Origin of the sequence: Citrobacter sp. RHBSTW-00887 (assembly GCF_013728095.1) — a bacterium.
GTDB classification, from domain to species: domain Bacteria; phylum Pseudomonadota; class Gammaproteobacteria; order Enterobacterales; family Enterobacteriaceae; genus Citrobacter; species Citrobacter braakii.
In genome coordinates, this window is the sequence record NZ_CP056267.1 from 3719236 (window position 1) to 3734657 (window position 15422).

Consider the following 15422-nt stretch of genomic DNA (forward strand, 5'->3'; position numbering starts at 1 on the left):
AAAATGAACATATCAAAAACAATGCTGGCGCTGATGACCGCCGTTTTGCTTTCAGGCTGTGAGGATAAACCGCAGCAGGTGAGCATCGAATTTATGCACTCCGCCGTTGAGCAGGAGCGCCAGACTGTCATTGCTGGGATCATTAACCGCTTTCAGCAAGAGAATCCGGATATTATTGTGAAGCAGGTTCCCGTAGAAGAGGATGCCTATAATACTAAAATCATTACCCTCGCCCGCTCAGGGTCACTGCCGGAGGTCGTCGAGGTCAGCCATGACTATGCCAAAGTCATGGATAAAGAGCAGCTTATCGACCACAAAGCGGTGAAAACGCTGATCGACAGGCAAGGTGAAAGCGCCTTCTACGACGGCGTGCTGCGCATTGTTCGAACCGAAGACGGAACAGCCTATACCGGCGTGCCGATCAGCGCCTGGCTGCAGGGAGTCTGGTATCGGAAATCGGTACTGGCTAAAGCGGGAATCGACGAACCCAAAAACTGGACGCAGCTGCTGGAAGCGGCACGCAGGCTGACCGACAGCGCCAGTAAAAAATATGGCATCGCGCTGCCGACGGCTGAAAGCGTCATGAGCGAACAAACCTTCTCCCAGTTCGCACTTTCAAACGGTGCCAATGTGTTCAACGCAAACGGCGACATCACGGTTAACTCAGCGGAAATGCAGGCCTCGCTGAACTATTATCGCGAACTGGCCCGCTATACCATGCCTGGCTCGAACAACGTAACAGAGATCAAAGACGCCTTTATGAACGGCACCGCGCCGATGGCGGTCTATTCGACCTACATCCTGCCAGCGATTTATCAGGATGGTTCACTGGCGGATTTAGGCTTTGTCGTGCCGAGCGAAAAATCACCTGCCGTATTTGGCGTTATCACATCATTAACGCTCACGACCGGTCAGACTGAGGCAGAGACGAAAGCCGCCGAAAAATTTGTCAGCTTTATGGGACAGGCGCAGAACGCGGCTGACTGGGTATTGATGTCGCCGGGGGCGATGCTGCCGGTGACGAAGGCCGCCGCGCAAAACGTCAGCTGGAAGGACAACCCTGCCGTCAAAGTCTTTGGAACTCTCCCTGAACAGCTGATTGCCCAGTACCCGAATATGCAGGTCTTTGGATCGGTCGGCGAGAAGAACTTTACGCGGATGGGGGATATTACCGGCTCCATGATCCTCAGTGAAATGGTCAATCAGGCGACGGTGGGTAAGCAGGAGACATCGGTGGTGCTGGAACGCAGCCAGCAGCGGGTTCAGGCGTTAATGCAGCATAAGTAAAACAGAAAAATCCGCCTCAAACGTCGCGTTGGCGGCGTTTGAGGCAGTGTGGCAGGAATTACTCGCCGACTTTAGCCCACGTATCGCGCAGACCTACAGTGCGGTTAAATACCAGCTTGTCAGCCGTTGCATAGCGGCTGTCCAGGCAGAAATAGCCTTCACGCTCAAACTGGAACGCTTTACCTGCAATCGCAGCCTGCAGTGACGGCTCACCGTAGCCCTGCTTAATGACCAGCGATTCCGGGTTGATAACGGACAGGAAGTCTTCCGCCGCACCTGGGTTTGGCACGCTAAACAGACGATCGTACAAACGGATTTCAATCGGCAGCGCATGGGACGCGCTCACCCAGTGAATAACACCTTTTACTTTACGACCATCAGCCGGATCTTTGCTCAGGGTGTCGGCATCGTAGGTGCAGAAAATGGTGGTGATATTCCCTTCTGCATCTTTCTCCACACGTTCAGCCTTGATCACGTAAGCATTGCGCAGACGTACTTCTTTGCCCATCACCAGACGCTTGTACTGCTTGTTCGCTTCTTCGCGGAAGTCTGCGCGATCGATCCAAATTTCACCGCTAAACGGCACTTCACGGCTGCCCATTTCCGGTTTGTTCGGATGGTTAGGCATGGTAACCAGCTCGCTTTCGCCCTGCGGGTAGTTTTCGATAACCAGTTTCACCGGATCGATAACTGCCATCGCGCGCGGGGCGTTTTCGTTCAGATCTTCGCGAATGCAGGACTCCAGAGAAGCGATCTCAATGGTGTTATCCTGCTTGGTCACGCCAATGCGTTTGCAGAACTCACGAATAGCGGCAGCAGTATAACCACGGCGGCGCAGGCCAGAAATCGTCGGCATACGCGGATCGTCCCAGCCTTCAACGTGCTTGTCGGTCACCAGCAGGTTCAGCTTGCGTTTGGACATCACGGTGTATTCCAGATTCAGGCGCGAGAATTCGTACTGGCGCGGGTGAACCGGAATGGTGATGTTGTCCAGCACCCAGTCGTACAAACGACGGTTATCCTGGAACTCCAGCGTACACAGTGAATGCGTAATGCCTTCCAGCGCATCGCTGATGCAGTGGGTAAAATCGTACATCGGGTAGATGCACCACTTGTTGCCGGTCTGGTGGTGTTCGGCGAACTTAATACGGTACAGCACCGGATCACGCATCACGATAAACGGCGAAGCCATATCGATTTTCGCGCGCAGGCAGGCTTTACCTTCTTCAAAACCACCAGTACGCATTTTTTCGAACAGTGCCAGGTTCTCTTCGACGCTACGATCGCGGAACGGGCTGTTTTTACCTGGCTGCGTCAGAGTGCCGCGGTATTCGCGGATCTCCTCCGCTGACAGTTCATCAACGTACGCCAGGCCTTTATTAATAAGCTCTACCGCATAGGCGTGAAGCTGATCGAAGTAATCCGAAGAGTAGCGAATATCGCCAGTCCAGTGGAAACCTAACCATTCAACGTCGTTTTTAATCGACTCAACGTACTCGATATCTTCTTTAACCGGGTTCGTATCATCAAAACGCAGGTTGCACTGGCCCTGGTAATCTTGCGCAATGCCAAAGTTCAGACAAATGGATTTCGCGTGGCCAATGTGCAGATAGCCATTTGGCTCCGGCGGAAAACGTGTATGGATAGTGGTGTGCTTACCACTGGCCAGATCTTCATCGATGATCTGACGAATAAAGTTACTCGGGCGGGCTTCAGCCTCACTCATCGTGGATTCCTCAAAGCGTAAACAACGTATAACGGAACATGATCTTATAAGCGACGTCAGGAGACAACTATTAGTTGCACAAAAAAGGTGTTTCAACAGGATATATGAGGGTATTTGCTGCAAAAAAAAGCGGCGGAGGAATATCCCCCGCCGCTCAAGGTACTTAACTCACTTTACTCAGGAGCAGTTATTTACCTTTAATCTCATACAGTGGTGTTTGACCAGCAACCACATGACCTTCGGCTTTAATGACCAGAGCACCGAAATCATCGCTGTTGCTGCACACAACCGGGCTAATCATGGAACGTGCGTTGGCGTTCAGGAACTCCAGATCCATTTCCAGAATCGGTTGACCTGCAGTCACTTCCGCACCTTCTTCAACCAGACGCTTAAAGCCTTTACCTTCCAGCGCTACTGTATCGATGCCCATGTGGACCACGATTTCCGCGCCTTTAACGGTTTCCAGGCAGAACGCATGGTTAGTGTTGAAGATTTTCACGATGGTGCCGGCAGCCGGAGCAACCACGATTTTATCCGTTGGCTTCACCGCCACGCCGTCGCCTACAGCTTTGCTGGCGAAGGCTTCATCAGGCACCTGCTCCAGCGCAACCACGTCACCGGTAATCGGAGAAACTAAAGTTTCAACGGTTACAGCGTTCGCTACAGCTTGCGGTTTAGCAACCGGAGCCGCTGCTGCTGGCGCACTTTCACCAGACGCTGCAGCCACCGGGCCACGCGCGACAACTTTCTTCATTTCGTCGCCGATAGATTCGGCCTTCGCACCCACGATGACCTGGATAGTTTGCTTGTTCAGCTTAACCACTCCAGATGCGCCTAAACGTTTACACATCGCATCATTTACGCGACCGGAGTCGGCAACGGTCAGACGCAGACGAGTGATACAGGCATCAATCGCTTTCAGGTTATCGGTACCGCCAACTGCTGCAATGTAGTTGGTTGCCAGTTGAGCCAGACCTTCTTCAGTGTTGCTGTTCGCTTCTTCAGTAACGATATCGTCTTCTTTATCTTCACGGCCCGGCGTTTTCAGGTTAAACATACGAATAACCGCGCTGAACAACACAAAGTAAATGACGAAGAACACCAGGCCCATCACGACCAGCATCCAGACGTTCTGACTCGCCGCCGGCAGGTTGTACATCAACACGTAGTCGATAGCACCTGCGGAGAAGGAGAAGCCCGCGTGGATCCCCAGCAGTGTTGCAACGAACAGGCTGATACCCGTTAACAGTGCGTGCAGGAGGTACAGCAATGGCGCCAGGAACATGAACAGGAATTCCAGCGGCTCGGTAACACCGGTCAGGAACGCGGTGATCGCAACGGACAACAGCATACCGCCAACCATCGGACGACGTGCTTTCGGAGCGGCGAAGTACATTGCCAGCGCCGCACCCGGCAGACCAAACATCATGATCGGGAAGAAGCCAGACATGAACATACCCGCAGTGCCGTCACCCGCGTAGAAGCGGTTGATGTCACCGTGGAATACGGTACCTGCAGCGTTAGTGAATTCACCAATCTGGAACCAGGCGATGGTGTTCAGCACCTGATGCAGACCGGTTGGGATCAGCAGACGGTTGATAAAACCAAAGATACCGGAACCCAACGCGCCAGCGCCTACGATCCACTCACCTCCCGCATGGATGGCGTTCTGCACCGGCGGCCACACGTAGCCGAAGATAGCAGCCAGCACCAGACAGAAGAAGCCAGTGGCGATCGGCACGAAGCGTTTGCCGCCAAAGAAGCTCAGGAAGTCAGGTAATTTGATACCAGACCAACGGTTATACACTGCACCGCCGACCAGACCAGTGATGATACCTGCCAGCACGCCCATGTTGATGGCCGGGTTAATGGTAACCATTGCTTTGGTCAATATGAAATAACCAACCGCACCCGCCAGCGCTGCAGCACCCGCGCTGTCTTTTGACCAGCTGGAAGCCACACCGATAGCGAAAATTAACGCCAGGTTATCAAAGATGGCCCCACCCGCTTGCGCGATGAAGGGTACGTTAAGTAAATCTGGTTGGCCGAATCGCAGCAGCAGTGCCGCGACTGGCAGCACAGCGATGGGGAGCTGTAACGCCCTACCCAGCCGCTGGAAAAAACCTAAAATATTCATTTTATTCCCCCTACGAGACCCCGATTAGGCTTCTTTGAAGCCATATTTTTATTGTGCGACCATTCCTGACAGCAAGATTCTGGAACAACAATATTAACCATTCATCTACATTCAGAGTGTGTGAAAATTTAATTCGTATCGCAAATTAAATGCGTGTTTTTTGTGATTCCAGTCACCAAATATCGTTATTAACCCTCCCTTCCACTGGCTAACTACGAAAACTTATTTTATCATTCAAAAAATCGAAACGGATTGATCCTTACCGATGCAAAACCAGGTTACGCTTAATACTGCACAGAGACTCAATCCGCCAATTGCTTACATTTACTTTTGAGGTGAAGAATGAGACTGATCCCCCTGAATACCGCTGAACAAGTCGGCAAATGGGCTGCTCGCCATATCGTTAACCGTATTAACGCGTTCAAACCAACGGCTGATCGTCCGTTCGTTTTGGGCCTGCCGACTGGCGGTACTCCGCTGACAGCCTACAAAGCATTGGTTGAAATGCACAAAGCGGGCCAGGTAAGCTTCAAGCATGTTGTAACGTTCAATATGGACGAATATGTTGGCCTGCCGAAAGAGCATCCGGAAAGCTACCATAGCTTCATGCATCGCAACTTCTTTGATCACGTTGATATTCCAGCAGAAAACATCAACCTCCTCAATGGTAACGCACCGGATATTGATGCAGAATGCCGTCAGTATGAAGAGAAAATCCGTTCTTACGGTAAAATCCACCTGTTTATGGGCGGCGTAGGCAACGATGGTCACATCGCGTTCAACGAACCAGCCTCTTCTTTGGCTTCCCGTACCCGCATCAAAACGCTGACTCACGACACGCGTGTTGCGAACTCACGCTTCTTTGACGGCGACGTCAGCCAGGTGCCTAAATATGCGCTGACCGTTGGCGTGGGCACCCTGCTGGATGCCGAAGAAGTGATGATCCTGGTACTGGGCCACCAGAAAGCGCAGGCGCTGCAAGCCGCCGTTGAAGGCAACGTTAACCATATGTGGACCATCAGCTGTCTGCAGCTGCATCCGAAAGCCGTTGTGGTCTGCGATGAGCCTTCCACCATGGAACTGAAAGTGAAGACGCTGAAATACTTTAACGAGTTAGAAGCGGAAAATATTAAAGGTCTGTAATTGATGTCTCCGCCCTGTCGATAAGTTGCAGGGCGGCATTTTTTGAAATCGGGGGTCGGAATGTATGCTTTAACCCAGGGCCGGATTTTTACCGGTCACGAAATTCTTGATGACCATGCGATTGTTGTCGCCAATGGCCTGATTGACAGCGTTTGCCCACTGACTGAGTTACCGTCAGGAATTGAACAGCGCTCACTGAATGGGGCCATTGTTTCCCCCGGTTTTATCGATGTACAGCTAAACGGCTGCGGCGGCGTACAATTTAACGATACGGCAGAAGCCGTGACCGTTGAAACGCTGGAAATCATGCAGAAAGCCAATGAAAAATCTGGCTGCACCAGCTACCTGCCAACGCTTATCACCACCAGCGATGACCTGATGAAACAAGGCGTTCGCGTCATGCGTGAATACCTGGCGAAACACCCGAATCAGGCACTAGGGCTTCATCTGGAAGGTCCGTGGCTGAATCTGGTGAAAAAAGGCACCCATAATCCGGGATTTGTCCGTCAACCGGACGCTGCGCTGGTTGATTTCCTGTGCAATAATGCCGATGTGATCACCAAAGTAACGCTGGCGCCAGAAATGGTCCCGGTAGAGGTCATTACCAAACTGGTGAATGCGGGTATTGTGGTTTCTGCGGGTCACTCAAATGCAACGGTAAAAGAAGCAAAAATCGGGTTCCGCGCAGGCATCACCTTTGCGACACATCTGTTCAACGCGATGCCTTACATTACCGGTCGCGAACCTGGTCTGGCGGGCGCTATTCTTGATGAAGCCGATATCTACTGCGGTATCATCGCTGATGGCCTCCACGTTGATTACGTTAACATTCGTAATGCCAAACGCCTGAAAGGCGACAAGCTGTGCCTGGTCACCGACGCAACCGCACCAGCAGGTGCAAACATTGAACAGTTCATTTTCGCTGGTAAAACAATATACTACCGTAATGGATTGTGCGTTGATGAGAACGGTACACTGAGCGGCTCATCATTAACCATGATTGAAGGCGTACGCAATCTGGTCGAACATGCGAATATCGCTCTCGACGAAGTCTTACGTATGGCAACGCTCTACCCTGCTCGCGCCATTGGCGTCGACAAACAACTCGGCAGCATCGCGCCAGGCAAAGTAGCCAACCTGACTGCGTTCACGCACGACTTTAAAATTATCAAGACCATCGTTAATGGCAACGAGGTCGTTACTGAGTAAGAGAAAGAATGACACCAGGCGGACAAGCTCAAATAGGTAATGTTGATCTCGTAAAACAGCTTAACAGCGCGGCGGTTTATCGCCTGATTGACCAGCATGGGCCAATCTCGCGAATTCAAATTGCCGAGCAAAGCCAGCTTGCCCCCGCCAGCGTAACGAAAATTACGCGTCAACTGATTGAACGCGGGCTAATCAAAGAAGTCGATCAGCAGGCCTCCACCGGGGGCCGCCGCGCTATCTCTATCGTCACCGAAACCCGCAATTTCCACGCGATTGGCGTACGCCTGGGCCGCCACGATACTACGCTCACGCTCTATGATATGAGCAGTAAAGTGGTCGCTGAAGAGCATTATCCCCTCCCGGAGCGCACCCAGGAAACGCTCGAGTATGCGCTGCTCAACACCATTGCCACCTTTATTGAGAACTGCCAGCGGAAAATCCGCGAGCTGGTTGCGATTTCCGTCATTCTGCCAGGCCTTGTTGATCCTGAAAGCGGCGTCATCCGCTATATGCCGCACATTCAGGTCGAAAACTGGGGGCTGGTCGAAGCACTCGAAAAACGCTTTAAGGTCACCTGCTTTGTCGGTCACGATATTCGCAGTCTGGCGCTGGCCGAGCACTATTTCGGGGCAAGCCAGGATTGCGAAGACTCCATTTTGGTGCGTGTTCACCGCGGAACCGGAGCGGGAATCATCTCCAATGGCCGAATTTTTATTGGTCGCAATGGCAACGTGGGTGAGATTGGCCATATTCAGGTAGAGCCGCTGGGTGAACGCTGTCACTGCGGTAATTTCGGCTGTCTGGAAACAATTGCCGCCAATGCCTCTATTGAACACCGCGTGCAGAACTTATTGAAACAGGGTTATCCAAGCCGACTCACGCTGGATGATTGCGGCATTAAAGCCATCTGTAAGGCGGCTAATAAAGGCGATAACCTGGCATCAGAAGTCATTGAGCACGTTGGTCGTCACCTGGGTAAAACCATCGCCATCGCCATCAACCTGTTTAACCCACAAAAAATCGTCATTGCGGGCGAGATTACCGAGGCTGATAAAGTGCTGCTGCCTGCTATAGAAAGCTGTATCAACACGCAGGCGTTGAAAGCGTTTCGCCACAATTTACCGGTGGTTCGTTCCACGCTGGATCACCGTTCAGCCATTGGCGCCTTTGCGCTGGTGAAGCGTGCGATGCTCAACGGTACATTGCTGCAACGTTTGCTGGAAAGCTAATACCAAGCAGCCTCTGCGTGAGCTGCATCTGCTCACCCCAGTCACTTACTTCAGTAAGCTCCCGGGGTTCTCAGACTTGCCACCTTGATGCAACTCGAATGATTTAGTGTATTTTGTGTATAGTAATGCCTTCTTTTTTTGATGTCGGATTGTCCATGGCCATTAAGAATGTAATTTGTGATATCGACGGCGTGCTGATGCACGACAATGTTGCCGTACCGGGTGCGGCAGAATTTCTGACTGGGATCCTGGAAAAAGGCCTGCCGTTAGTTTTGCTGACTAACTATCCTTCACAGACCGGGCAGGATTTGGCAAACCGCTTCGCCACCGCGGGTGTGAATGTCCCTGATAGCGTCTTTTATACTTCCGCCATGGCTACCGCTGATTTTCTTCGCCGCCAGGAAGGGAAAAAGGCCTACGTGGTAGGTGAAGGTGCGTTAATTCACGAGCTGTATAAAGCAGGGTTTACTATTACTGACGTGAACCCCGATTTTGTGATTGTTGGCGAGACGCGATCCTATAACTGGGACATGATGCATAAAGCAGCATATTTTGTGGCCAACGGCGCGCGTTTCATCGCCACAAACCCGGATACTCACGGACGCGGCTTTTATCCCGCCTGTGGTGCGCTGTGCGCCGGTATCGAAAAAATCTCTGGCCGCAAGCCGTTTTATGTGGGCAAACCCAGCCCGTGGATTATTCGCGCGGCGCTCAACAAAATGCAGGCGCATTCGGAAGAGACCGTTATCGTTGGCGACAACCTGCGTACCGATATTCTGGCGGGCTTCCAGGCGGGTCTCGAAACCATCCTGGTATTGTCTGGCGTTTCGACGCTCGACGACATTGACCGCATGCCGTTCAGACCAAGCTGGATTTACCCGTCCGTTGCGGAAATTGATGTGATTTGATGCGTAAGCCGGATAAGACGCCCCCGCGTCATATCCGGCCAGAAGAAATCCTTCCATTTAATAAAACCGCCATAAAATTATCGATTCATTAATAAACCCGTCTATTCCGTAATCTTTTTTCACCAATCCGCAATGACCATTGCGTTTTTTATTTTCTGACCCGTAATTCACTTGCGCCCTCTCCAGCTTTGCGGCATTTTCTTTATCAAGCAAACATAAAAAGCATCACGCAACAGGTTAACGGAGAAGGTTATGTGTTCTATTTTTGGCGTATTCGATATTAAAACTGACGCAGTTGAACTGCGTAAAAAAGCCCTGGAATTGTCTCGTCTGATGCGCCATCGCGGCCCGGACTGGTCGGGTATTTACGCCAGTGATAACGCCATTCTGGCGCACGAACGTCTGTCCATCGTCGACGTCAACGCCGGTGCTCAGCCGCTGTACAACGTGAAGAAAACGCATATCCTGGCGGTTAACGGTGAAATTTATAACCATCAGGCGCTGCGCGCTGAATACGGCGATCGCTATCAGTTCCAGACCGGTTCCGACTGCGAAGTTATCCTTGCTCTGTATCAGGAAAAAGGCCCAGAGTTTCTGGATGACCTGCAAGGCATGTTTGCTTTTGCTCTGTACGACAGCGAGCAGGACGCTTATCTGATCGGTCGCGATCATATCGGGATCATCCCGCTGTATATGGGTTACGACGAGCACGGTAACTTCTACGTTGCGTCTGAAATGAAAGCTCTGGTTCCCGTGTGTCGCACGATCAAAGAATTCCCGGCCGGTAGCTATTTATGGAGTAAAGACGGCGAAATTCGTCAGTACTATCAGCGCGACTGGTTTGAATACGATGCGGTAAAAGACAACGTTACCGATAAAAACGAGTTGCGTCAGGCACTGGAAGATGCAGTGAAAAGCCACCTGATGTCAGATGTTCCTTATGGTGTATTGCTGTCCGGCGGTCTGGATTCATCCGTCATTTCCGCAATCACCAAAAAATACGCCGCGCGTCGTGTTGAAGATCAGGAGCGTAGCGAAGCCTGGTGGCCGCAGTTGCACTCCTTCGCCGTAGGCCTGGAAGGCGCCCCGGACCTGAAAGCCGCGCAAGAGGTGGCGAACCATCTGGGTACTGTACACCATGAGATCCACTTCACCGTGCAGGAAGGTTTGGATGCTATCCGCGACGTGATTTATCACATCGAAACTTACGATGTTACGACGATTCGCGCCTCGACCCCGATGTACTTAATGTCGCGTAAAATTAAAGCGATGGGCATTAAAATGGTGCTGTCGGGCGAAGGTTCTGACGAAGTATTTGGCGGCTATCTCTATTTCCACAAAGCACCAGATGCAAAAGAGCTGCACGAAGAGACCGTGCGTAAGCTGCAGGCGCTGCATATGTTCGACTGTGCCCGTGCCAACAAAGCTATGTCGGCCTGGGGAGTGGAAGCTCGCGTGCCCTTCCTGGATAAGAAATTCCTTGATGTGGCGATGCGCATCAACCCGCAGGACAAAATGTGCGGCAACGGCAAAATGGAAAAACATGTTCTGCGTGAATGTTTTGAATCCTACCTGCCAGCAAGCGTTGCATGGCGTCAGAAAGAGCAGTTCTCCGATGGTGTCGGTTACAGCTGGATTGATACCCTGAAAGAGGTGGCCGCTGAGCAAGTTTCTGACCAACAACTGGAAACCGCCAGCTTCCGTTTCCCTTACAACACGCCATCTTCTAAAGAAGCGTATTTGTACCGTGAGATTTTCGAAGAGCTGTTCCCGGTTGCGAGCGCTGCGGAATGTGTACCTGGCGGGCCGTCTGTTGCCTGTTCTTCTGCCAAAGCAATCGAATGGGATGAGGCGTTTAAAACCATGAACGATCCTTCTGGTCGTGCGGTTGGCGTACATCAGTCCGCTTATAAATAAGTTAATCCTTAGAAAAGGGCCCTGCAGGGCCCTTTTCTATGTCTATTTTCTGTGCAAAAAAACAATTAATAACTAATAATTGCCGAATATTGCGTCATGCTGTTCGCAACCTAACCAAACAGTCACATTCCAGCTATTTTCAATGAAAAAGGGGTTGACGCTTCAAGGCTCAATACGCATAATGCGCCCCGCAACGCCGATAAGGTTACGCGAAAAAAAGATGGCTACGTAGCTCAGCTGGTTAGAGCACATCACTCATAATGATGGGGTCACAGGTTCGAATCCCGTCGTAGCCACCATCTTTTTTGCGGGAGTGGCGAAATTGGTAGACGCACCAGATTTAGGTTCTGGCGCCGCAAGGTGTGCGAGTTCAAGTCTCGCCTCCCGCACCATTCACCCGTAAGCGTTGCACGGATGGGGTATCGCCAAGCGGTAAGGCACCGGTTTTTGATACCGGCATTCCCTGGTTCGAATCCAGGTACCCCAGCCATTTTTTCTTCGATGTAGCGGTTCACCGCAACGGTCATTGGGGTATCGCCAAGCGGTAAGGCACCGGTTTTTGATACCGGCATTCCCTGGTTCGAATCCAGGTACCCCAGCCATCGAAGAATATGATAGTATCTGGCTACGTAGCTCAGCTGGTTAGAGCACATCACTCATAATGATGGGGTCACAGGTTCGAATCCCGTCGTAGCCACCATATTAAGGACGTATCGATTCGTTCGGTAAATCCAAAAAATTGTTGGGGTATCGCCAAGCGGTAAGGCTCTGGTTTCTGATACCAGCATTCCGAGGTTCGAATCCTCGTACCCCAGCCAATTTCAAAAAGCCGTCCATTCTGTGGATGCACCCGTTGGGGTATCGCCAAGCGGTAAGGCTCTGGTTTCTGATACCAGCATTCCGAGGTTCGAATCCTCGTACCCCAGCCATATTAAAAAAGCTCGCTTCGGCGAGCTTTTTGCTTTTGTGCATTTATTATCTGATGGCACTACGCTTACCAGGCCTACAACGTTCTCTGTAGGCCTGTCTGAATTACAATCCTAACGCGTACTTGAGTACCTGGCGTTTCAGCACGCCGGCGCGCTCTGCGGCCATTAGCCCAAGATTACGCATGATACGCAGCGGCTGCAGGTTGTTGCTAAATCCTGCGTAGAACAGATCCATGCCGCTTTGCATGATGAAATTGTCAGTCATACGACGGTTCTGATAGCGCTTCAGCACCGGCTGACTTGCCCAGGACTCACCGTAGCTGCGCGCATTCACCAGCACGTCAATCAGCGCATCCACATCACGGAACCCCAAATTAACGCCCTGCCCCGCCAGCGGATGAATGGTATGCGCGGCGTCACCCACCAGCGCCAGTCCTGGCTGCACATATTGCAGCGCGTGACGGCGCGTTAGCGGGAATGCCCCCGCTGCCACAGGCGTAACGTTACCGAGTCGCGATGGGAAATGTTTGGCGATCTCCGCCTGCAGTTGCGACATGTTCAAACCTTGCAACTGACGGATACGCGCCGGTGAGTCGTACCACACCAGCGAGGCCCAGTTATCAAACAGCGGTAAAAATGCGCGCGGACCGTCAGGGGTGAATTGCTGCCAGGTGCTGTCTCCCGGCGAATTCTCGCATTGTACGATTATCAACATACAGGACTGCGCATATTGCCAGGCATGGATACCAATCCCGGCCATTTTCCGCACCTGAGAATTTGCGCCATCGGCGCCAATGACCAGCTTCGCGCTGATTTTTTCGCCACCAGCCAGCTCAAGCTCATGCCGATCGTTATGTTGATGCAGAGAGATCAGCGACGCAGGCACGCGCAGCGTGACTTTGGGGTGAACGTCCAGAGCCTGCCAGAGCGCCTGTTGCAGGACCGTGTTTTCCACCATATAGCCCAGTAAGGGCAGCTTAAGCTCGGCGGCATCAAACATCACATGGGCATTTTCCCATTCCCACGTTTCCAGACGACGGTAAGGGTGGCTGCGCATCCCCTGAACCGTATCCCAGACGCCCAGCCCTTTTAGCAACGACACGGAGGCGGAGCTGATGGCCGAAATTCTGACATCTGGCTGTCCGTCAGCCACAAACGGCGCGGGAACGGCATGTTCAATGACCGTTACCGTAAATCCATGCTGCGCCAGTCCTAGCGCCAGCGCGCCGCCGACCATCCCCCCACCGACAATGGCAATTTCCGTTGGTTGATTTGTCATGGTCAATTATCCTGTTACATGTATTGTGTAAGTTTACAGGATTTTTTACCCCTTGAGGCTGACATCCGTCATACTGGTCACAACCGCGCCAAAGCAGTACACTATGCGCCCTGCATTTCAGCCACAATTTCGCAAGAGCAAGTCGATGACCAAAAAACTCCATATTAAAACCTGGGGCTGTCAGATGAACGAATACGATTCATCGAAGATGGCCGATCTGCTGGATGCCACCCATGGGTATCAACTGACCGACGTGGCCGAAGAAGCGGATGTGCTGCTGCTGAATACCTGCTCTATCCGTGAGAAGGCTCAGGAAAAAGTCTTCCATCAATTGGGCCGCTGGAAGCTGTTAAAAGAGAAAAACCCCAAGCTGATCATCGGTGTCGGTGGCTGTGTTGCGTCTCAGGAAGGCGACCATATTCGCCAACGCGCGCACTATGTCGATATTATTTTTGGGCCGCAAACCCTGCATCGTCTGCCGGAAATGATTAACAAAGTGCGTGGAAGTACCACCCGTAGCCCGGTGGTTGATATCAGTTTCCCGGAGATCGAAAAATTCGACCGCCTACCGGAACCGCGTGCTGAAGGTCCAAGCGCTTTCGTGTCAATCATGGAAGGTTGTAATAAATATTGTACTTACTGCGTGGTGCCATACACCCGCGGTGAGGAAGTAAGCCGTCCGGCGGACGACATCCTGTTTGAAATCGCCCAGCTTGCGGCGCAAGGCGTGCGTGAAGTGAACCTGCTGGGACAAAACGTGAACGCCTGGCGCGGTGAGAACTACGACGGCACGATCGGATCTTTTGCCGATCTGCTGCGGCTGGTCGCGGCGATCGATGGCATTGACCGTATCCGCTTCACCACCAGCCATCCGATCGAATTCACCGATGATATCATTGAAGTGTATCGTGACACGCCAGAACTGGTGAGCTTCCTGCACCTGCCGGTACAGAGCGGTTCAGATCGCGTACTGAACCTGATGGGACGCACCCATACCGCGCTGGAATATAAAGCGATCATCCGCAAACTGCGCGCAGCGCGTCCGGATATCCAGATTAGCTCCGACTTCATCGTTGGCTTCCCAGGCGAAACCACGCAGGATTTCGAGCAGACCATGAAGTTGATTGCAGACGTCAATTTTGACATGAGCTACAGCTTTATCTTCTCTGCGCGTCCTGGCACCCCTGCCGCCGATATGGTTGACGACGTGCCGGAAGAAGAGAAAAAACAGCGCCTGTATATTCTGCAAGAGCGTATTAACCAGCAAGCCATGGCCTGGAGCCGTCGCATGGTCGGCACGACCCAGCGCATTCTGGTTGAAGGCACATCGCGTAAAAGCATCATGGAACTGTCTGGCCGTACCGAAAATAACCGAGTGGTGAACTTTGAAGGCAACCCGGAAATGGTCGGTAAGTTCGTGGATGTAGAAATTACCGATGTCTGGACGAACTCCCTGCGCGGTAAAGTGGTGCGCACCGAAGACGAAATGGGTCTGCGCATCGCTGAATCCCCTGAGTCAGTTATTGCGCGTACCCGCAAAGAAAACGATCTGGGCGTCGGTATTTATCAGCCTTAATCTTCAATGCCCGATGGCGCTACGCTTATCGGGCTTACTCTTCTGGGCTCGCTGCCCCGGCGGGCCTTGTAATCTACCTCAT

10 protein-coding genes and 7 tRNA genes are annotated in these 15422 nt (G+C 52.1%); 14 read left to right on the forward strand and 3 right to left on the reverse strand.

The window, feature by feature from the left end; all coding sequences use genetic code 11:
• The first annotated feature begins 3 nt into the window (after positions 1-3).
• Entirely contained in the window at positions 4-1287 is a 1284-nt protein-coding gene (locus tag HV314_RS17850; protein WP_181546342.1) for an ABC transporter substrate-binding protein, read from the forward strand.
• A gap of 58 nt (positions 1288-1345) precedes the next feature.
• On the opposite strand, the gene glnS is transcribed toward HV314_RS17850, so the two are convergent.
• Positions 1346-3013: a glutamine--tRNA ligase gene (gene glnS, locus HV314_RS17855; protein WP_016152250.1), complete on the reverse strand. Its 1668-nt coding sequence runs from the start codon at positions 3011-3013 to the stop codon at positions 1346-1348.
• Between the two features lie 187 nt (positions 3014-3200).
• Complete coding sequence (gene nagE / locus HV314_RS17860) at positions 3201-5150, reverse strand: PTS N-acetyl glucosamine transporter subunit IIABC (RefSeq protein WP_016152249.1); 1950 nt, start codon at positions 5148-5150, stop codon at positions 3201-3203.
• 342 nt (positions 5151-5492) lie between these two features.
• On the opposite strand from nagE, the gene nagB reads away from it, so the two are divergent.
• The 12 genes from nagB to HV314_RS17920 all read left to right on the forward strand — a co-directional run bounded on the left by nagB (position 5493) and on the right by HV314_RS17920 (position 12485).
• The gene (gene nagB, locus HV314_RS17865) at positions 5493-6293 is read left to right on the forward strand and encodes a glucosamine-6-phosphate deaminase (protein ID WP_003022803.1); all 801 of its coding nucleotides are present in this window, start codon (positions 5493-5495) and stop codon (positions 6291-6293) included.
• Between the two features lie 60 nt (positions 6294-6353).
• Entirely contained in the window at positions 6354-7502 is a 1149-nt protein-coding gene (gene nagA / locus HV314_RS17870; protein WP_046274596.1) for an N-acetylglucosamine-6-phosphate deacetylase, read from the forward strand.
• A gap of 8 nt (positions 7503-7510) precedes the next feature.
• Positions 7511-8731 (forward strand): DNA-binding transcriptional regulator NagC, encoded by a 1221-nt coding sequence (gene nagC, locus HV314_RS17875; RefSeq protein ID WP_016152247.1) that lies wholly within the window; start codon positions 7511-7513, stop codon positions 8729-8731.
• A gap of 155 nt (positions 8732-8886) precedes the next feature.
• Positions 8887-9639: a ribonucleotide monophosphatase NagD gene (gene nagD, locus HV314_RS17880; RefSeq protein ID WP_181546343.1), complete on the forward strand. Its 753-nt coding sequence runs from the start codon at positions 8887-8889 to the stop codon at positions 9637-9639.
• A gap of 252 nt (positions 9640-9891) precedes the next feature.
• Complete coding sequence (gene asnB, locus HV314_RS17885; protein WP_003835552.1) at positions 9892-11556, forward strand: asparagine synthase B; 1665 nt, start codon at positions 9892-9894, stop codon at positions 11554-11556.
• Positions 11557-11778: 222 nt separating this feature from the next.
• Positions 11779-11855: transfer RNA gene (locus HV314_RS17890), tRNA-Met, on the forward strand.
• 8 nt (positions 11856-11863) lie between these two features.
• Positions 11864-11948: transfer RNA gene (locus HV314_RS17895), tRNA-Leu, on the forward strand.
• 23 nt (positions 11949-11971) lie between these two features.
• Positions 11972-12046, forward strand: a tRNA-Gln gene (locus HV314_RS17900).
• 37 nt (positions 12047-12083) lie between these two features.
• Positions 12084-12158, forward strand: a tRNA-Gln gene (locus tag HV314_RS17905).
• A gap of 21 nt (positions 12159-12179) precedes the next feature.
• Positions 12180-12256: transfer RNA gene (locus HV314_RS17910), tRNA-Met, on the forward strand.
• Positions 12257-12299: 43 nt separating this feature from the next.
• A tRNA-Gln gene (locus HV314_RS17915) sits at positions 12300-12374 on the forward strand.
• A 36-nt stretch (positions 12375-12410) separates the two neighbouring features.
• Positions 12411-12485: transfer RNA gene (locus HV314_RS17920), tRNA-Gln, on the forward strand.
• A gap of 103 nt (positions 12486-12588) precedes the next feature.
• Here the strand turns inward: HV314_RS17920 and ubiF are convergent.
• Positions 12589-13764 carry a 3-demethoxyubiquinol 3-hydroxylase gene (gene ubiF / locus HV314_RS17925; protein WP_181546345.1) on the reverse strand — a complete coding sequence of 392 codons (1176 nt, stop codon included), beginning with the start codon at positions 13762-13764 and terminating at the stop codon, positions 12589-12591.
• 145 nt (positions 13765-13909) lie between these two features.
• On the opposite strand from ubiF, the gene miaB reads away from it, so the two are divergent.
• Positions 13910-15340: a tRNA (N6-isopentenyl adenosine(37)-C2)-methylthiotransferase MiaB gene (miaB, locus tag HV314_RS17930; RefSeq protein ID WP_016152245.1), complete on the forward strand. Its 1431-nt coding sequence runs from the start codon at positions 13910-13912 to the stop codon at positions 15338-15340.
• Positions 15341-15422 lie beyond the last annotated feature (82 nt).

Bases quoted from the DNA above. Each gene is read 5' to 3' on its own strand.
- ubiF (WP_181546345.1), bottom strand. From the start codon at position 13,764: ATGACAAATCAACCAACGGAAATTGCCATTGTCGGTGGGGGGATGGTC.
- glnS (WP_016152250.1), bottom strand. From the start codon at position 3,013: ATGAGTGAGGCTGAAGCCCGCCCGAGTAACTTTATTCGTCAGATCATC.
- HV314_RS17850 (WP_181546342.1), top strand. From the start codon at position 4: ATGAACATATCAAAAACAATGCTGGCGCTGATGACCGCCGTTTTGCTT.
- asnB (WP_003835552.1), top strand. From the start codon at position 9,892: ATGTGTTCTATTTTTGGCGTATTCGATATTAAAACTGACGCAGTTGAA.
- nagD (WP_181546343.1), top strand. From the start codon at position 8,887: ATGGCCATTAAGAATGTAATTTGTGATATCGACGGCGTGCTGATGCAC.
- nagA (WP_046274596.1), top strand. From the start codon at position 6,354: ATGTATGCTTTAACCCAGGGCCGGATTTTTACCGGTCACGAAATTCTT.
- nagC (WP_016152247.1), top strand. From the start codon at position 7,511: ATGACACCAGGCGGACAAGCTCAAATAGGTAATGTTGATCTCGTAAAA.
- nagB (WP_003022803.1), top strand. From the start codon at position 5,493: ATGAGACTGATCCCCCTGAATACCGCTGAACAAGTCGGCAAATGGGCT.
- nagE (WP_016152249.1), bottom strand. From the start codon at position 5,150: ATGAATATTTTAGGTTTTTTCCAGCGGCTGGGTAGGGCGTTACAGCTC.
- miaB (WP_016152245.1), top strand. From the start codon at position 13,910: ATGACCAAAAAACTCCATATTAAAACCTGGGGCTGTCAGATGAACGAA.